This window comes from Paenibacillus sp. UNC499MF (assembly GCF_900107975.1).
Lineage (GTDB): Bacteria > Bacillota > Bacilli > Paenibacillales > NBRC-103111 > Paenibacillus_F.
This window is the reverse complement of record NZ_FNVF01000001.1, coordinates 805,193-821,987: the sequence shown is the minus strand read 5'-3', so window position 1 is coordinate 821,987 and position 16,795 is coordinate 805,193. Positions and strand designations below refer to the sequence as shown.

General features: G+C 55.8%; 17 protein-coding genes. 7 read left to right on the top strand and 10 right to left on the bottom strand.

What is annotated here, in order from left to right; genetic code table 11:
* Positions 1-205 precede the first annotated feature (205 nt).
* Positions 206-1,444 carry a beta-ketoacyl-ACP synthase II gene (fabF, locus tag C4S74_RS03750; protein ID WP_103993999.1) on the bottom strand — a complete coding sequence of 413 codons (1,239 nt, stop codon included), beginning with the start codon at positions 1,442-1,444 and terminating at the stop codon, positions 206-208.
* A 129-nt stretch (positions 1,445-1,573) separates the two neighbouring features.
* Between fabF and C4S74_RS03745 the strand changes: the two genes are divergently transcribed.
* On the top strand, positions 1,574-2,416 hold the full coding sequence (locus C4S74_RS03745) for a helix-turn-helix transcriptional regulator (protein WP_103993998.1): 843 nt from the start codon (positions 1,574-1,576) through the stop codon (positions 2,414-2,416).
* Positions 2,417-2,562: 146 nt separating this feature from the next.
* Here C4S74_RS03745 and C4S74_RS03740 read toward each other — a convergent pair whose 3' ends face one another.
* Both C4S74_RS03740 and C4S74_RS03735 read right to left on the bottom strand, forming a co-directional pair.
* On the bottom strand, positions 2,563-2,802 hold the full coding sequence (locus C4S74_RS03740) for a hypothetical protein (protein WP_103993997.1): 240 nt from the start codon (positions 2,800-2,802) through the stop codon (positions 2,563-2,565).
* Positions 2,803-2,936: 134 nt separating this feature from the next.
* Positions 2,937-3,458: a DNA topology modulation protein gene (locus C4S74_RS03735; RefSeq protein ID WP_103993996.1), complete on the bottom strand. Its 522-nt coding sequence runs from the start codon at positions 3,456-3,458 to the stop codon at positions 2,937-2,939.
* A gap of 214 nt (positions 3,459-3,672) precedes the next feature.
* Between C4S74_RS03735 and C4S74_RS03730 the strand changes: the two genes are divergently transcribed.
* From C4S74_RS03730 to C4S74_RS03715, 4 genes are read left to right on the top strand one after another with little or no spacing between them, the layout of a single operon-like run.
* Complete coding sequence (locus tag C4S74_RS03730; RefSeq protein ID WP_103993995.1) at positions 3,673-5,292, top strand: spore germination protein; 1,620 nt, start codon at positions 3,673-3,675, stop codon at positions 5,290-5,292.
* Positions 5,293-5,298: 6 nt separating this feature from the next.
* A complete protein-coding gene (locus C4S74_RS03725; protein WP_103993994.1) occupies positions 5,299-6,486 on the top strand; it encodes a Ger(x)C family spore germination protein in 1,188 nt (395 codons plus the stop codon).
* Positions 6,483-6,695 (top strand): hypothetical protein, encoded by a 213-nt coding sequence (locus tag C4S74_RS03720; protein WP_103993993.1) that lies wholly within the window; start codon positions 6,483-6,485, stop codon positions 6,693-6,695. The genes C4S74_RS03725 and C4S74_RS03720 overlap by 4 nt, the downstream gene beginning before the upstream one ends.
* A 19-nt stretch (positions 6,696-6,714) precedes the next feature.
* On the top strand, positions 6,715-7,824 hold the full coding sequence (locus C4S74_RS03715; RefSeq protein WP_103993992.1) for a GerAB/ArcD/ProY family transporter: 1,110 nt from the start codon (positions 6,715-6,717) through the stop codon (positions 7,822-7,824).
* A gap of 113 nt (positions 7,825-7,937) precedes the next feature.
* On the opposite strand, the gene C4S74_RS03710 is transcribed toward C4S74_RS03715, so the two are convergent.
* The 5 genes from C4S74_RS03710 to C4S74_RS03690 form a co-directional block, all read right to left on the bottom strand.
* A complete protein-coding gene (locus tag C4S74_RS03710) occupies positions 7,938-9,215 on the bottom strand; it encodes an N-acetylmuramoyl-L-alanine amidase (protein ID WP_103993991.1) in 1,278 nt (425 codons plus the stop codon).
* Positions 9,216-9,423: 208 nt separating this feature from the next.
* Positions 9,424-10,020, bottom strand: coding sequence for a nitroreductase family protein (locus C4S74_RS03705; RefSeq protein WP_103993990.1), 597 nt, complete (start codon positions 10,018-10,020; stop codon positions 9,424-9,426).
* Between the two features lie 215 nt (positions 10,021-10,235).
* Positions 10,236-11,462 carry a multidrug effflux MFS transporter gene (locus C4S74_RS03700; RefSeq protein WP_103993989.1) on the bottom strand — a complete coding sequence of 409 codons (1,227 nt, stop codon included), beginning with the start codon at positions 11,460-11,462 and terminating at the stop codon, positions 10,236-10,238.
* A 428-nt stretch (positions 11,463-11,890) separates the two neighbouring features.
* A complete protein-coding gene (locus C4S74_RS03695; RefSeq protein WP_103993988.1) occupies positions 11,891-12,973 on the bottom strand; it encodes a lactonase family protein in 1,083 nt (360 codons plus the stop codon).
* Positions 12,974-13,159: 186 nt separating this feature from the next.
* On the bottom strand, positions 13,160-14,020 hold the full coding sequence (locus C4S74_RS03690) for a DUF421 domain-containing protein (protein WP_103993987.1): 861 nt from the start codon (positions 14,018-14,020) through the stop codon (positions 13,160-13,162).
* A gap of 207 nt (positions 14,021-14,227) precedes the next feature.
* Between C4S74_RS03690 and C4S74_RS03685 the strand changes: the two genes are divergently transcribed.
* Positions 14,228-14,434 carry a DUF1657 domain-containing protein gene (locus C4S74_RS03685; protein ID WP_103993986.1) on the top strand — a complete coding sequence of 69 codons (207 nt, stop codon included), beginning with the start codon at positions 14,228-14,230 and terminating at the stop codon, positions 14,432-14,434.
* 172 nt (positions 14,435-14,606) lie between these two features.
* Positions 14,607-15,224, top strand: a complete 618-nt coding sequence (gene cdaS / locus C4S74_RS03680; protein ID WP_103993985.1) for a sporulation-specific diadenylate cyclase CdaS — start codon at positions 14,607-14,609, stop codon at positions 15,222-15,224.
* A 307-nt stretch (positions 15,225-15,531) separates the two neighbouring features.
* Here the strand turns inward: cdaS and C4S74_RS03675 are convergent, their stop codons facing one another.
* Both C4S74_RS03675 and C4S74_RS03670 read right to left on the bottom strand, forming a co-directional pair.
* Entirely contained in the window at positions 15,532-15,945 is a 414-nt protein-coding gene (locus C4S74_RS03675) for a DoxX family protein (RefSeq protein WP_181024288.1), read from the bottom strand.
* Positions 15,946-16,018: 73 nt separating this feature from the next.
* The gene (locus C4S74_RS03670) at positions 16,019-16,786 is read right to left on the bottom strand and encodes a class III extradiol ring-cleavage dioxygenase (protein WP_103993983.1); all 768 of its coding nucleotides are present in this window, start codon (positions 16,784-16,786) and stop codon (positions 16,019-16,021) included.
* Positions 16,787-16,795: the final 9 nt, after the last annotated feature.

Genomic DNA, 16,795 nt, shown 5'->3' with positions numbered 1-16,795 from the left:
ACAGCTCATGCAAGCTGTCTCTAAATGCCGGATTTTTCCGCTTTCTACTTGACCCTCACGCTGTGTGAACCGTCTTTTCTCCAGGCAATCGGCATGACCGTCGGAGAGTCGGCTTTGCCGGGCACCGGAGATATTCTCCAAATCTGCGGATTGTTTTGAAACACTGTTATGGACATGCCTCAGTTATGCCAAAGCGTTTATCCGGCTACTCCCTGTATTTGCGCAGCACGATGACCGCATTGTGTCCGCCGAACCCGAACGAGTTCGAAAGGCCGATTTCAAGCTCGGCTTTTCTCGCCGTACCGGGAACATAATCCAGATCGCAGTCCGGGTCCCTTTGCTCCAGATTGATCGTGGGAGGAATAATGCCTTCCTGCAAAGTTTTGACGAGCGCTATCGCTTCCGCACCGCCTGCCGCTCCGAGCATATGGCCCGTCATCGATTTGTTGGCCGTGACGGGTATGCGGTAGGCGTCTTCTCCGAAGAGACTTTTGATCGCGAACGTTTCGGACTTGTCCCCTACCCCCGTACTCGTCGCGTGGGCGCTGATGACGTCCACCTCGCCCGGAGCGATTCCCGCGCTCGCCAGAGCCGATTTCATGGCCTGCCGCGCTCCTCTTCCCTCGGGATGAGTCGCCACCATGTGGTAGGCGTCGGAGCTTGCGCCATATCCGATCACTTCCGCGTAGATGCGGGCATTCCGGCGCCGAGCATGGCTCAGCGACTCCAGAATGAGGATGCCGGCCCCTTCGGCCATCACGAAGCCGTCTCTTCCCGCATCGAACGGCCGGCTCGCTTTCGCGGGCTCCTCGTTGCGCGTGGAAACCGCCGTGGCGTTGCCGAAGCTCGACAGCGAAATTTCGCTGACGGCCGCTTCCGAGCCTCCGGCGATGATGACGTCCGCGTCGCCCGTGCGGATCGTGCGGAACGCTTCGCCGATGGCGCTGTTGCCGATGGAGCAGGCCGTGACCGGCGACATCGTCGGCCCGAGCGCCTGGTGCCGGATCGAGATCATGGCCGCCGCCATGTTCGCGATCATCATCGGCACGAGCGTGGGGCTGACCCGCTCCGGCCCGCGTTCCAGCAGCACCCGGTTCTGCTCCGCCAGGGTGCCGATGCCGCCGATGCCGGAGCCGACGTACACCCCGACGCGTTCGCGGTCGGTCCGGTCCAGATTCAGCCCGGCGTCCAGCAGGGCCTGATCGGCGGCGGCCAGAGCGAACTGGCTGAAGCGATCCATTTTTCTCGCTTCCTTGCGGCCGAACAAAGCCTCGCCGTCGAAATCGCGCACGAGACCGGCAATTTTCGATTTGTAACGCGTGACATCAAAGGTATCGATCAGGGAAATGCCCGATTGTCCCTGCACCAGACTCTTCCAAAACGGGTCCACCCCGTTGCCCAGCGGCGAGATAATGCCCATTCCTGTAATAACGACTCGTTCCATCGTATATCCTCCTCCATAAGAGCTGTCCATAATCCTTAACCTCATCTTGTCACCACATGTATCCTATTACAAGTTGTAGTTTATTTTAGTATAATAACTACTAGGATAAGGTCCTAAGGAGATGAGGAAATGAACAAGGAAGAACGGCTGGAGGCTCTGTCGGCTTTTCTGAAAAGCCAGCGGGCCAAACTGCTCCCGCAAAACTTGGGGCTGCCCGCCGGTACGAGGAGAAGAACTCCGGGGCTGCGCAGAGAGGAGGTGGCCCAGCTCGCTGGAGTCAGCACTACCTGGTATACGTGGCTGGAGCAGGGACGCGATATCAAAGTGTCGGCCTCCGTGCTGGAAAATATCGCTTCCGCTCTGCAGCTGACGGTAGATGAGCGGAAATATCTCACTTCCCTGGCGCTGGAAACAAGCTCAGGCATCCGGCTGCTCCATGAAGAGCTGCCGCAAATCTCTCCCTCCCTGCAGAAAATATTGCAGGAGCTGAAAAACTGTCCGACCATCATCTCTGACCGCAGGTGTACGATTGTCGGATGGAACGAAGCGGCCACGCGAGTTTTTCTCGATTTCGAGAAGATACCGCCCGGGGAGCGCAACATGATCTCCCTCTTGTTTGCGCGCAAGGAATTCCGCCGGCTGGCGGTAAACTGGGAAGATTTCGTCAGCGGCTTTCTGGCTATCTTCCGCGCCTATTACGGCCAGTATTTCGAAGACGAGTGGTACAACGGTTTCCTGGCCGGGATGAAGGGAACTTATCCCGAGTTCAACCGGCTGTGGGAACAAAGCAAGGTAAGCTCCGCCCCGGAAGTCCTCATCGAGTTCCGCCATGCCAAGGCGGGAAAAATGCTGTTCGAGCTGACGTCCCTGCAGGTCCGCGGCAGCACGGATTTGCGCTGCAGCATCTATACTCCCGCACAGGAATCGTCCACGGAGATGAAGCTGATGCAGCTCATGGACCGGAGCGTATAAACCGCGGGCGCCTGACGTTTCGGGCGGTAAAGTGGCCTCCCCCCTCCATGCACAGACCGCACGCCGAAAAAGCCGGTGTCCGCTTCGTTAAGCGGGCACCGGCTTTCGTGTGCGGCCCGGACTGCCTAAGCATCCCGGAGCCTGTTTCAGAAGCCCGAATGATACTTGTCCGGGCTGGAAGAATTGGACTTCGTGGCGGTCTTGTCCTTCTCTTCCTTCTGCTCCATATTTAAATCTTCCATCGGAATCGGATCGACATTTTGTTCGCTTTCGTGAAGATCGAAGAGGCTTTCGTTTTCGGTCGGATACTGCTCCGGATGGTCTCGGTTGCCTTTTTGCTGAGTCTGGCGTTCCAGTTCATGGCTCGTTTTTTTCGGTTCCGTCATGGGACTCACCTTCCTTCCGTAGATATACCTAAGTACCTCAAACCGCCCGCTTTCAAACAAAAGCCGCCTGAAAAAGAGTCTAGGGCGCCCGGCATTCCTTGACAAAAGAAAGCCTGCGCAGAATGCCTTTGCAGTCAGAGGAGGGAACGGAGAGAAAGAAGCTCCTCCGAAATTGTCTGTTTGTCTTTTCCGTTCTTCACAATGAAGACCCGGACATGATCCCCGCAGTTGTCCAGCTTTTTCAGAAGCTGCGGCCTTTTGTCCCGGCGGAAGTTCCACACCCATTTGACGAATTCCCAATCGAGCTGTTCGGGACAGCCTTCATTAAGATCCGGCCGCGTCCGGTTGTGGTACATGATGCGGCGTTTGATGACCCGGTAAACGGTCAGCCAGGACGGCAGATCGAAAAAAATGACGGCATCCGCAGCCTTCAGGCGCATATCCAGCGTTCGGCCGTAATTTCCGTCCATGATCCACGCAGGTTCGCGGATCAGCTTCCCCAGAAATTCGTCCCATTCTTCATTGGGGGTCGGCACCCAGCCGGGCTTCCAGTAGTACGCGTCCAGATGGTAAAGAGGCAGCTCCAGCTTCTCGCCGAGTTCCCGGGCAAAGGTCGATTTCCCCGAACCGCCGGGTCCGATCAGTAATAGTTTCATTCCTTCTCTTCTCCTGTTCTCCCCCGATCAGGCGGTTGTTTTCGCTCTTTTTAGAGACAGCCGGAAAATTTTATCAGATTTGCCATAACAGCGCAAGCTCGATTCGGTGCCAGCCTGAAAAAGGCCGTTCCTTCTCATTCCTTCGCATCCAGAATAAAGAAAACGCTTGAAGACAAACTAAGGAGACTTCACGAGTAAAGGCAGAGGATACGCCATGGCATTTTTTCTTCGCGGTTTTTCCAAAATTGCAAACCGTCCTCCCAAACGCCCGGCGAAGGAGTCGTCAAAAGAGACTACGGACAGCGGCGCTCCGGCAGCACCATGCGGCACGGAGGAACCGGAAGGCGCTTCTCTGGCCGAGAGAACCGGCTGGCTGAAAGCTCGGCTCGCCCACTGCTCCGATGTCGTTTATCACACCTTTACGGCGGGGATGAATACGCCCTGCCTCCTTGTTTTTATCGAAGGCTCCGTGGATCGGAACGATTTGCAGCAGAGCGTGCTGAAAGTGATTCTCGGCGACGGGTTCGTGCAGGACGAAGAAACTCTTGCCGGAAATCTGTTCGAACGTAAAATGCTTCCCGCCGACCGGCAGAAAACGCTCCTGACGATGTCGGACGCGCTCCAGGATATTCTGGAGGGCAGCGCCCTGCTCCTGCTTGACCGGGAGCCCCGCATGATGTCGTTCGGACTGAGCTCCTATATCAAAAGACAAATCGACGAACCGAACAGCGAAACCGTCATCCGCGGGCCGAGGGAAGCGTTCGTCGAGAGTATCCAGGACAATTTGTCCATGCTGCGGAAACGGCTCCGAACGCCCGATTTCAAATGCACGGAACAAATTATCGGCACGAAGACCCGTACGCGGGTCATTACGGCCTACATGGAAGACGTCTGCAATCCCTCTCTGGTCGAAGAAGTGGCCAGACGGCTGGCCGGCATCGACATCGATTCGGTCATGGGCTCCAGCTATCTGGAGGAGTTTATCGAAGACAATCCGTACTCACCTTTTCCGCAGCTGCAGTATACGGAACGTCCCGATGTCGTCGCCTCCGCCCTTCTCGAGGGCAGAATCGCCATTATCGTGGAAGGCACGCCCATTGTCATTATGGCGCCCACAACCTTGTTCATGATGATGCAGTCCGCCGAAGATTATTACCAGCGCTTCTGGGCGGGATCGTGGATCCGCTGGATCCGTTACGTGTTCCTGTTCGTGTCTCTGCTGCTGCCGTCCTTTTATATCGCCGTCACGACGTTTCATCCCGAAACGATCCCCGAAAGAATGCTGATTACGATCGCTTCGTCCAGAGAAGTCGTCCCGTTCTCGGCGTTTGTCGAAGCGCTGATCATGGAAGTATTCTTCGAAGCGCTGAGGGAAGCGGCCACCCGTATTCCGAAATCGGTCGGACAGGCCGTCTCCATAATCGGCGCGCTTATTATCGGGACGGCAGCCGTACAGGCGGGCATCGCCTCCGCGGCGATGGTCATTATCGTCTCGCTGACAGGCATCGCCTCTTTTATTATCCCGCACTACGATCTCGGGCTTTCCTTCCGGCTGCTGCGCTTTCCCATCATGATTCTGGCGGGCGGATTCGGACTCGTAGGCATCGCCTGCGCCATGATTTTGATTTATATCCATCTCACGGAGCTGAGGTCGTTCGGCATCCCCTACCTGTCACCGGTCGTGCCGATGGTTCCGAAAGATCTGAAAGATATTTTCGTGAGGGCACCCTGGTGGACGATGATCACGCGGCCCAAGTTTACTTCCTCCCGCAATCTTCACAGGCAGAAACCCGATGGCCGCAGCTGGGCAAATCCCGCCGAGGAAGGAGATTGAACGAGCATGCGCATGACGGCAAGATTAGCGGGCATCTTCCTTTCTCTCCTCATGCTTGCCGGGTGCTGGTCCTCCGTTGAACTGAACGACCGGGCATTCGTACGGATCGTAATGGTGGACAAGACGGACGACGGATATGAGCTTGTGCTGGGCATGCCCCTGGCGAACCGTTTGATACCCGGCGAAGTGGGCGGCTCCTCCCAATCCCAGGGCCAGCCTTTTACGTATTTTTCGAAAATCGATTCGAATTTAAGCGACGCTTTCCGTAAAATTCAGAACGATCTCTCGCGGAAAATCACATTCGGACAGACCCGTGTCGTCATCATCGGGAACCGGTATGCGGAAGAAGGAATCGGTTCCCTTCTGGATCTGATCGCCAGGGAGCCACGTGTGCATATCAATGCGAACTTGTTCGTAACGCACGGCCCCGCCGACCAGGTCATCCAGCTGCCTCTGACGATGGAACGTTTTCCGTCCGACATCTTCTACGCGTACGGCCGGCGTAAAATCGCGACGTCGATCAATTTTAAGGATATTCTGAAAGCCCATTACATGGGCGGGGATTTTTTGGCGACCCGGCTCGTATTCGGCAAGACGGGTATTATGAACGAATCCAACGAACAGAACTGGATGGGTCCCGACGGAGCGGCGGTGTTTAAGGGCGACAAAATGATCGGCTCCCTGCCGGGCCAAAAAGCCGCCGGGGCATTATGGATACAAGGCAAGCCCGAAACCCGGGAGATCACGGTGCCTTCCCCGACGGACGGTAAAGTCGTAAGCCTGCTCGTCGAACGGAATTCGACGCGGATCCGGCCGCTGTTTATGGGGGATACCCTCACTTTCGACATTGACGTAAAAACGGACCTGGATATCGTCGCTTCTTACTCCTCGATTAATTTAAAGGATCATAAGCAGCTTAAGAAAATGGAAAAAAGCGTGGAAGACAAAATCAGGCAAGATGTCGAACACTCGATCCGATTAACCCGGCAGATGGGCACCGACGCATTCCAGCTCAACCGATACCTGGAATGGAAATACCCCAAGCAGTGGAACCGGCTCAGTAAAGACTGGGATGAGTTTTTCAGCAAAAATGTGGAGATCCGCTGCACGACGGACGCCACCATCCGCCGAATCGGAGTAGTCAAGAAAACGTTCACGATCGAGCCGCGAAAGGACAAGGAGGTTTCGAAATGATTGCCGTCCTGTTAACGTATGCAATTGTCATGAGGTTCCAGTGGAGATATCTTGTACGCTGCGGCAAAAAGAAACGGACTTTCGCCGTTTCGCTAAGCGTAACAGGAGTTCTTTGCGTCTGCATGCTGCTTCTCCAGCATTCGGCGAACGGGGAATCGCTGATCGAATGGCTCGAAATCGTATTCGGCTCCATGAATGTGACGTCTTAATCCGCTAAAGGAGGCAAACATGGACAAAATAACCCCTTTGCAGACTTATATGCTGTTCACGCAGTATCTTTTGTCTACGCTGGTCAGTTTTCTTGCGGCACCCCTTATCGATAATGCGGGATATTCGGTCTGGATTCCCGTCATTGCCGGCTGCCTCCTGGGAGGCGTTCTCACCTACCTGGCTTACAAATTAAGCTGCCGCAGACCCGGACGCTATATGGCAGAGTATGGCCAGGAGATTATCGGACGGCCTCTGCATTACTTGTTCGTCCTGTTTATGGCTTTCGTGTATTTGTTTACGGCGGCGCTTGTCCTGAGGCAATTGACGGACTTCATCGTCGAAATTTACCTGCCGGGCACTCCTCTCTGGGCCGTGGCCGGCCTGCTCGGACTATGCACGACAAGGCTTGTCCACTCGGGCGTGACGAATATTTTCCGCTCGACGCAAGGTGTGTTCTTCTTGACGCTGGCTCTTGTCGTGCTGGTTGCCGTAGCTTCCTGCCAGGATATCGTACCCTATTCGGCCGTATCCCTCATCACCAATTTTGACGGTCACGGCATTTTTAAAGCAACGGCCATTATTACGGGCCTTTTCGGAGAAATGACGTTTATCGCGCTGTTTTTCCCCAAATTCAAAAGAACGGGACAAACGATGAAGGCACTGGTATGGGCGATCGTCACCGCCGGGATTTTGACGCTGGGAAATCTCATTCCGATGGTGCTCCTTTTCGGCCCTTCCCTGGCAGCCAATCTGACTTATGCCAACCTGGAAATGACCCGCTACATTCAGCTCGGCAATTTTATCCAGAACATGGACCCGATTCTCATTCTGATGTGGTTATTTACGCTGCTCGTCAAAATCAGCCTTTTCCTGTATATCTCGGTGATCGCGATCACGCAGACTCTGAAAATGAAGGATACCCGGACTCTCACACTGCCTTTCGGTGTTACAGTCGTCTTCCTCTGCCTCTGGATGGTGAAATCGTCCGAAACACTGGACCGGTTCGCCGGTACGGCCGAGGTACCCATGATGCTGCTGGCGGAGCTGATTCCCGTCTTGTATTTGCTGGCCGACATGTTCCGTTCCCGGTTCAAAAGGAGGCAGCCCGTTAGAAAGCCTTCCACTTGAACGGCGAAAATGGCTCCGGCCTGAAGATCGTTCCGGCGGAATCCGCACATAAAAAAGGCCGCTCCCGTGTACGGACCGGCCTGTTTGCCGACAGCTTTTTTCCGCTGCGTTTATTACGCGCCGTCTCCGCTTAGAAGATCGTACAGGCGCTTCAGAACAGCCGCCTCCGCCCACAAAGGAAGCGGCTCGTCGAGTTTGTCTTTCCATGCCGGATCGGTCAGTAAGCCTTTCTCGTAAAGCCAATCCACGCCTTCTCTTTTCCAGTCCGGTACTTCCGGTTGAACCCCCGGATTCAGTCCCATCGCTTTTGCCACCCCGTCCCCTATGGCGTTCGCCAGATTTTGAAGTACGTCGGAATTGCCGAGCAGCTTGCCGTCCACGGCGTTGTCGATAAACAGGTTTTCAAGAAGCACGGCGGACATATCCGTCTCCCGCAATACCGCGAAATCCGCTTCTTTCTTGCCCCGGTCCGCGACCCCAAGGGTGCTTAAATACTTGAAAACCGTATCATGCACAATTGTGCGCTTCTGACCCGTCACTCCGCCCGAAGTGCCCGGATATACATACGATTCAAATCCTTGTCCTCCGCCGGCATTGATATGAATGGAGACGAAATAAGCCGCTCCCCAGCCGTTCGCCAGATTGGCGCGTTCGGACAAGGCGACGAAAACGTCGGTACTCCTGGTCAGCTTCACATTGGCAGCGTACCCGTTTACGAGCCGGTCCCGGACCTGCAGCGCCAGGGCAAGCGTCAAGTTTTTCTCCAGCAGTCCGCTGCCCGAAGCGCCCGAATCCGTGCCGCCGTGGCCGGCGTCGATCACGATAAGCGGTTTCAAAGGACCGGGCGCCGGAGCTGCCGCCACCATACTGTCGTAAAGCTTCAAGACGGAATGCCCGTAGGATTCTCCCGCTTCCAGGGCAGCCTGCAGGCTGGCATATTTTTTCTTGTCGTAGCCGGGAACGGCCCAGCGGCCGGCAAGATCTTCCCAGTTCGGCGCGGCGCCGCGCGTGACAAGCGAAAACCGCGGATCGACGACCGTCTCCCCCGCCGGGAGCGGATTTTGGGACGCGTAAGCGAAAAGATGCTGAATCTGAGCCGTAACCCCGTCCTTGATTGTCGGAAAGCTGTTGCCGGGAACTCCCCCCGTCGCCCCGATTCCCGCGAAGTTGTTCTGCTCGGGCTTGACGTCTCCCCCGAACCGGAACCAATTCGTTTCGTGAATGGACTGAGCGACGGCGGCATCGCCCCGGACACCGTATTTGGCACCCACGCTCAGAAACTGCCTGGCTATTTCCGTGTTGAAGGACGGATTAACCTTGCGAATGAATGCTGTGATGACATCTAACGAAGCTTGCGAAGTGCCCATGATCGGATGCTGGGATACAGCCATTCTCCTCACCTCTTCAACGTCATGTGTGATAGGACAGAATATGCCGGCTTTCTTCCGGCGGCGAGTGTGTATGTCCTATCCCCTTCGAATATAGCTCAAACGCCCTTGTACACGCGAGAAAAATCCGCAAGAAGGCAATTTAACCCGCCAGACAGTCAAAAAAGACCTTCTCCCGGAAGAGAAGGTCTTTAGAATAGAGCCGAAATGCTTATTTAAACACTTTCACGCGGTCTTCAAGCGGCGCGAACTGTTTCTCGCCGGCTTCCGCGGCAGGCTTGCCGAAAGGCATTTGAGCCACGAGTTTCCAGGTGGCCGGCACGTTCCATTCGCTGCGCACCGCTTCGTCTACGAGCGGGTTGTAGTGCTGCAGGGTAGCGCCGAAGCCTTCGGCTTCCAGACTCGTCCAAACGACGAATTGCAGCATGCCGGAAGAATGGTGGGACCAGATCGGGAAGTTGTCGGCATAGGCCGCGAATTGCTGCTGCAGCCCTTCCACGACCGCTTGATCTTCGAAGAACAGCACCGTTCCGTAGCCGTTTTTGAAGAGCGTCATTTTCTGGGCGGTTGCTTCGAACTTCTCGCCGTCACCGACGATGCCGCGCAAAATTTCCGTAGTAAGATCCCAGAACTTGTCATGCTGTTCGTTCAGCAGAACGACCACCCGCGCGCTTTGGGAGTTAAAAGATGAAGGCGTATGTTGAACAGCTTCGTTTACCAGTTCTACAATTTTTTCGTCCGAGACGACGGCGTCTTTGCTGATCGCATAGATCGAGCGTCTGTTTTTTACAGCAGTATTGAAATCCATGATTTCTTAGCCACCTCTTTTTTGTAAGTTACCTACTTTTATAGTGTAACCTATTTCAAACAAAAAAGCATCCTTTTTTTACAGCCCCCCAAAAGTATTTTTTCGCGCACAAAAAACGGCTGAATCTCCTGCTTCACTAATCGGAAGCAACGAGTATTCAACCGTTTTGCAGCCACGTCCGCGTGCATCCGCAGCCCCGCCGCCGATGCGGACGACTACGAAGTGCGCGCTTCGTGACGCTTGACCATGAAATAATAACAAAGGATGGCGCCGACATCCGCCGATGCGATGACGATGCCCATTGGTACGGCCGTACCGCTTCCCGCGATTCCGACCAGCGGCGCGACGAGTCCGCCGAAAATAAACGAAAGCAGACCGAGCAAGGCCGAGGCGCTGCCGGCGGAATGCCCGTAGTTCTGCATCGCCAGGGAAAATCCCGCCGTGTTTACGATCCCGACGCTCGACACCACGAAGAACAGCGGAATCAGGATAGCCGCCAGTCCGGCTCCGGCAAGAATCATCGTAAGGAGCGCGACGCCTCCGAGACCGGCAATGACCAGGCCGCTGACCAGCAGCTTCGTCTCGCTCACCCTTCCGGCGAGGCGCCCGGCGATTTGACCCGCCAGGATGATGCCCAGGCCGTTGATGGCGAAGAAGAGGCTGAACATCTGGGGCGATGCGCCGAAAATGTTCTGGATCACGAACGGCGATCCCGAAATATAGGCGAACATGGCCGCGGCCACAAGCCCCTGCGACAGCGCGTAGCCCATGAAGATGCGGTCGCGCAGCAAGGTTTTGAATACGGCGACCGTCTGCTTGACGCCGCCTTTCGTTCTCCTGCCCGGGGGCAGCGTTTCAGGCAGGCCTTTCCAGGATGCTAGCAGCATGATGACGCCGATCAAGGCCAGCACGATAAATACGCCCTGCCAGGAGGTGAACTGGAGAAGCTGCCCGCCCGCAATAGGCGCAAGGATCGGGGCCACTCCGTTAATAAGCATCAGGAGCGAGAAAAACCGCGTCAGCTCCGGTCCGCTGTACATGTCCCGCACGACCGCGCGTGAGAGCACGATGCCCGCAGACCCGGCCATTCCCTGTATGAAGCGGAGCACGATAAGTCCCCAGATCGATGGGACGACAGCGCACAGCAAGGATGCGGCCGTATAGATCGCAAGTCCGGTCATAAGCGGGGCTCTGCGGCCTTTGATATCGCTGATGGAACCCGCGAAAACCTGCCCGATCGCGAGGCCCAGCAGGCAGGAGGTCAGGCTCAGCTGAGCCAGTGAAGCCGTCGTATGCAGATCGTCCGCCAGCCGCGGAAGCGCCGGCAGATACATATCCAGCGACAGCGGTCCGAAAGCCGACAAGGAACCGAGAATGACGGCAAGCGTAATTTTCCGCGAACGGCCTGCCCCTTCCGATGAGGCAAGACTGTTGTTACTCATCCGATTCAACCCTATCTTGTGAAATTTTGATTGCTTTGTCCGTTCCTACTATAAACGAAAGCTCCCGTAAAAAGAACAACGTTTACTGTAACTTATAAAGTTACAAGCTGTCAACACCCTCCGGGAAAGCGGCAAAAAAAGCGGAACGTCCGCATGCAGACGTTCCGCTTTCCTTTTCCTTCCCGTTATCGCAGCCCGCCGCGCGCCAGTGTGCAGACTCACCGCTTGAGGCTCGCGCGCACGACTTGCCCGTAAAGGCATGCGGGCTGCACGTGCGGGCGTGCGGGTTGCCCCGCAGCCAGCCCGCCGCATTCGCCCAAGCCTTCACGGCCTGGCAACGCCATCATGCCGGCTGCGGCGGAAGCTGCGCCGCCCTTCAAAGCGTGAACACGCCCCCGGGAGCATGCACTCCCGCCGCGCGGCGGCTCTTACAAATAAGCCGGACGCACACAGACCGGCTTCGACACCGCGGCCGACTGCCCGGTATACTGCAGCCTGCCGCTGGAGCGGTCCACCCGGAACGTCGCGATGTTGTCCGTGTCGCGGTTTGCCGCGATCAGGAACGCGCCGCCCGGCGTCAAGGCGAAGTTGCGCGGATGCTTGCCTTCCGCGGACACATGCTCCACAAGCGTGAGCTTCCCGCCTGCCTCGTCCACCGCGAACACCACGATGCTGTCGTGACCGCGGTTGGAGCCGTACACGAATGCGCCGTCTTCCGAAACCACAATCTCGGCGCAGATGTTCTCGCCCGTGAACCCTTCGGGCAGCGTCGTCACCGTTTCGATCGGCTCAAGCACACCCGTCTCTTCGTCATAACGAAGAGACGTTACCGTGGAGTCGATTTCATTGATGACGAACGCCAGCCTGCCGCCCGGGTGAAAGGCCATATGGCGCGGACCCGCACCCGGCGGCACAGGAGTTTCCCCGTGCGGCTTCAGCACGTTGTTCTCCGTATCCAGGGCATAGGATACGATCCGGTCCAGACCCAGATCCGGCACGAACACGAACCGGTTGTCCCGGCTGAAGAAAGCCGAGTGCGGATGAGGCTGCTCCTGACGCTCTGGGTTGGGGCCATGGCCTTCATGCTGCTTCACGTCGAGCAGTCTGCCGAGCGTGCCGTCCGCCCGCAGCTCGACGAGACCGACCAAGCCGCCGTGATAGCTCGCCACAACGAGGTAGCGTCCGCTTGCGTCTCTCTGGATGTGGCAGGTCGGCGCGTTTACGGTGACGGCATGGTTCATTTCCGTCAAACTCCCCTTCTCCGGATCGACGGTATACGAGTACGCGGAACCCGTCCGGTTCCCTTCGCTCGTCGTTCCCTCCGAAATGGCGTAGAGCTTGCGTCCCTGCACGTCCACATTCAGGAACGTCGGATTTTTAAGGCCGGATACTTCATCCAGCTTCGTGAGCCCGCCCGTTTCTTCATTTAATTCCATCACATAGACACCAGGACCTTCCGGTTCCGCATAAGAACCGACAAAGACCAGCAAACGTTCTCCTTGACCGGACATTCACATTCCTCCTCATGATAAGTGCTTGAACAACCCGTAATGTTATGTAAGTGCTGCGCTTTCTCCTCTAAATGTACACGCTTCCTGCCGCAAAAATCAAACTTGTTCTCCAAAACGGAAAACACCCATACAGGGAGACACTTCCCCGATGGGTGTCCGAACGCTTCTCTCCTCCGCTCTACCTTACTAGCGGGACAAAAGCGGTTTAAGCCCGGTAATCATTCCTTCCATGGACCGGGAGCATTTCTCAAACATCCGTTTGGCTTCCGGATCGTTCGTGGACAGGCCGAACATCTCGATATCGGCCTCGCATTTCTTAAGCAGGGCGAGCAGGGCCGCTTTCTTCTGAGGCTGGGGAACCTGCAGCTTGTCGTCGAACAAATCGACGTAAAGCTCTCCGTACGAGTCCACTTGTCCCAGAAAAACGTTGTCGATGGTCGCGTCCATCGTTTCGAGCTGCGTCTGAAGCCAGCCCCGGTTCAGTCCGATGGCGGCCAAAGGCTCGTCAAGCGCTTTGCCGTCCATAATAACGGCCTGCGGCTCTTCCGCCGGACCGACTTTGATGCCGAGATGCTTCGGGGTCAGAGGCTGATTTTCCTTTTTCAAAAGCACGTTGATTTCACCGCTCGCTTCCATCACCGCAAATTCGACGTCGGCTGCCTGGAATACGTTTTTCCGGCGCAGGCTCTGCAGCAGATCGTCCGTAGTCAGCCGTTCCTTCTTCAGGTTTTCCTCCATAATCTTCCCTTTTTTGATAAGAATCGTCTCCCGGTTATCGATGAGATCCCGGGCGGCTTTGCTTTTCAACTGGAGAAAACCGATTCCGACGGCGGCCAAAATCCACACAAGCAGAGCTATAATTCCCAAATACCAGTCGGCGGTGCGGTTCAGCGTTATATAGACGGCCAGAACGGCCGCCGCGACTCCCGTTGTCACTTCAAAAAACGTCAACCGGCTGTTCTGCCTCTTCCCGAGCAGCTTCGCCGCGGCTAGTACGATGACGATGACCATCACGGTACGCAAAGCAACCACGATCCAATCCGGCATGATCCGGTCCCTCCTTCTTCGTCTTTCCTTGAATTCATCCTTGGGGTTCCTAAAAAAAGTTGTCCTTTTCCGCGGCGTTTTATTCTTTCGCGCCGTCATTTGTCCGCCTTTCTTTCCAGCCGCAAACGTGAATGAAACGGGTTAGGTGCGGTTAGATTACGTCTTGTTCATTGAGAAACAGGAACTCTTGATAAGGAGGTGTTGACCATGACAGTAGGCTCCCAAGTAAAAACTTGCCTCGCTTCCCTGAAAAGCGCCCAGGCGAGCCTGGAGGCGTTTGCCCTGAGCACGCAAAACCAGGAAGCGAAATCGCTGTTCGAAAATGCCGCCAAAACTACTCAGGAAGTCGTTTCCCAAGTACAAGGGCGCGTTGAGCAGCTGGAAAACGAAGAACCGCAATATCAAGGTTTCTGACCGTGTTAGAAACCAGCTCTGCCGGCTCGCCCGGCAGGGCTGGTTTGCATTCGTACGTTTACCAGCATACGCCGGCAGGTGGCAGGACTTAGCTGCCCGACGGACGTGTATTATGCCGTCAGGATGCAAACAATGAAACCAACTATCGTTGTGCGAAAAGGATGTGAACCTGTTGGCGATCCCTTATGCCGATTGCGATTTTTCACCGATGAAGCAGAATTTGAAAGACGACCTGGAAAAGCTGATTTCCCGACTTCAGCGGAGCATCCAGACACTCGACGAGGAAAATCACTGTATGCTGGGCGAAATTGAAGGCATTAAGGAAAATTTCCTGAATATCGAGTCCCGGGCTTCCACTTTCTATTTGAACTGTTACCTCTCGCCTTTTACCGATAAATATACGGAGCTGTCCGTCAGTGTACAAAATTTGTCCAAGCGGCGTCACGGCGCCTTGATTGTCGTGCAGCGCAACGACTCGCTCGACGGGCTGATCCAGCCGGGAGTGAACATCGGGGCTTCCGTTACACAGTCCTTGCTGGAGTCTTTGTTTTATCCCGGAACACCGCTGCACGACGGCGCCGTCCTGATCAAGTTCAACGAGATCGTTTCCGCCAAAAACATTCTCCCCCTGTCCCATATCGTCCAGGCAGAGCCCAAGCTCGGCACGCGGCACCGGGCGGCCATCGGCATTACGGAACTGAGCGACGCCATCGTCCTTGTCGTTTCGGAAGAAACGGGCCGTGTTTCTTTTGCCTCCAAGGGATATTTGTATCCGGTCGTTCCCCGGTAAATGCAGCTTCCGCGCAGCAAAAAAACCCAGCATCGCTTCGATGCTGAGTTCGTGCCGGCCGTGTAAGGCCGGATAAAGACGGATGACAGTCGACTACCCGCTTGAAACGAAACCTTGCCCGGATCGCCCGCGCTCATCGGCAAGGTCGCCATGCTTCTTGCCTTCAGCCCGGTAGCGTGTTCCGCTTCGAACTGCGGACAGCGGCTTAAACCGCAATCCTGGGCCGAATAAACCTCTGCTTTGTATAGGGCTGCGCCCTTATGACCGGGACAGTTACCGCTCTTGGCAGCTTCGCCGCGGCTTCCGCTCAGCTTTCCGTCTGCCGGGAGCCCGGGAACAGACCGTCTACCGCCAGATAGCGGCTGCCCGTCAATACCAGAAGCAGCGAAAGAGCGAACAGCGCAAGATCCAGCTCGAAGCCCGCGGATTGGCCGTTTCCGGTAAACCCGGCGGAAAATTTGACGCTGAACATCGCCCCGATCATCAGCACGCCGAACAAGGCCGCAGCGATCCGGGTTCCGAGACCGAGAATGACTGCCGCTCCCCCTACCGTTTCAATAACGGCCGTTACATACGCCAGAAAGCCGGGAAGGCCGATGCTCTCAAACCAGCCGGCGATATTGCCCAGCCCGCTTTGAAATTTGTCCAGTCCGTGGACCAGAAAAGTTACCCCTAACACCAGTCTGACGATCAGCAGACCGATTTCCGTTTTTCCGTTCATTACTAACATCCTCCCATTATTGGTTTTATTTGGTTTTCGATTTATTCATATGGATTCGGCCCGGGAATCAGAATCAAAACTGCAGGCACAAGTAACTTAAGGTTCCGAATTCGTAATCCCGGTAAATCACCCGGGGAGCCGCTTCTTCTTGTCCGCTGCCGAGCGCCAGGAAAAACGGCACGAAATGCTCCGCTCTGGGCACGGCCATCCGGCTGTGGGGAGCGAGCGTTTCGTAACGGACCAGACTGTCCGTATCCCGCGTAAGCGTGCGTTCGATAAGCCAGTCGTCGAATTCGACGGCCCACGGCTCGGGTTCTTCCTGTCCCCAGTTCACCATCCGCAGATTATGGACCGTTACTCCGCTCCCGATGACCAGAATATCTTCTTCTCCGAGTCCACGCAGAGCTTCACCGATAAGAATTTGATTCTCAGGCGGAAGATGGGGATTGACGGAGAGCTGGATCACGGGGATATCCGCTTCGGGAAACATTTTGTAAAGAAGGGTCCATGAACCGTGATCGAGCCCTCTTCCGGAATCGGTGCCGGTCTCGATCCCCTTTTCCCGGAACATGCCTTCCAGCCGTGAAGCCAGCCCGGCAGATCCTTTGGCCGGATAAGTAATTTGATACAGTTCGTCCGGAAAACCGTAGAAATCATAAATCGTCTCGTACGCCCCGTCCGTCGAAGTCAAAGTCAGAACCTCGCTCTCCCAGTGAGCCGTAAAAATGACGATCGCTTTCGGTTTCCACTGTTGTCCCAATTCACGTAAAAATGCCGTATACTTCGTATCTTGAATAGCCAGCGCCGGTGAACCGTGGGCTAAAAATAACGAAGGAATCATATGCAGGTC

Coding starts and splice junctions, on each gene's coding strand:
- fabF (WP_103993999.1), bottom strand. CDS start 1,444: ATGGAACGAGTCGTTATTACAGGAATGGGCATTATCTCGCCGCTGGGC.
- C4S74_RS03745 (WP_103993998.1), top strand. CDS start 1,574: ATGAACAAGGAAGAACGGCTGGAGGCTCTGTCGGCTTTTCTGAAAAGC.
- C4S74_RS03740 (WP_103993997.1), bottom strand. CDS start 2,802: ATGACGGAACCGAAAAAAACGAGCCATGAACTGGAACGCCAGACTCAG.
- C4S74_RS03735 (WP_103993996.1), bottom strand. CDS start 3,458: ATGAAACTATTACTGATCGGACCCGGCGGTTCGGGGAAATCGACCTTT.
- C4S74_RS03730 (WP_103993995.1), top strand. CDS start 3,673: ATGGCATTTTTTCTTCGCGGTTTTTCCAAAATTGCAAACCGTCCTCCC.
- C4S74_RS03725 (WP_103993994.1), top strand. CDS start 5,299: ATGCGCATGACGGCAAGATTAGCGGGCATCTTCCTTTCTCTCCTCATG.
- C4S74_RS03720 (WP_103993993.1), top strand. CDS start 6,483: ATGATTGCCGTCCTGTTAACGTATGCAATTGTCATGAGGTTCCAGTGG.
- C4S74_RS03715 (WP_103993992.1), top strand. CDS start 6,715: ATGGACAAAATAACCCCTTTGCAGACTTATATGCTGTTCACGCAGTAT.
- C4S74_RS03710 (WP_103993991.1), bottom strand. CDS start 9,215: ATGGCTGTATCCCAGCATCCGATCATGGGCACTTCGCAAGCTTCGTTA.
- C4S74_RS03705 (WP_103993990.1), bottom strand. CDS start 10,020: ATGGATTTCAATACTGCTGTAAAAAACAGACGCTCGATCTATGCGATC.
- C4S74_RS03700 (WP_103993989.1), bottom strand. CDS start 11,462: ATGAGTAACAACAGTCTTGCCTCATCGGAAGGGGCAGGCCGTTCGCGG.
- C4S74_RS03695 (WP_103993988.1), bottom strand. CDS start 12,973: ATGTCCGGTCAAGGAGAACGTTTGCTGGTCTTTGTCGGTTCTTATGCG.
- C4S74_RS03690 (WP_103993987.1), bottom strand. CDS start 14,020: ATGCCGGATTGGATCGTGGTTGCTTTGCGTACCGTGATGGTCATCGTC.
- C4S74_RS03685 (WP_103993986.1), top strand. CDS start 14,228: ATGACAGTAGGCTCCCAAGTAAAAACTTGCCTCGCTTCCCTGAAAAGC.
- C4S74_RS03675 (WP_181024288.1), bottom strand. CDS start 15,945: ATGAACGGAAAAACGGAAATCGGTCTGCTGATCGTCAGACTGGTGTTA.
- C4S74_RS03670 (WP_103993983.1), bottom strand. CDS start 16,786: ATGATTCCTTCGTTATTTTTAGCCCACGGTTCACCGGCGCTGGCTATT.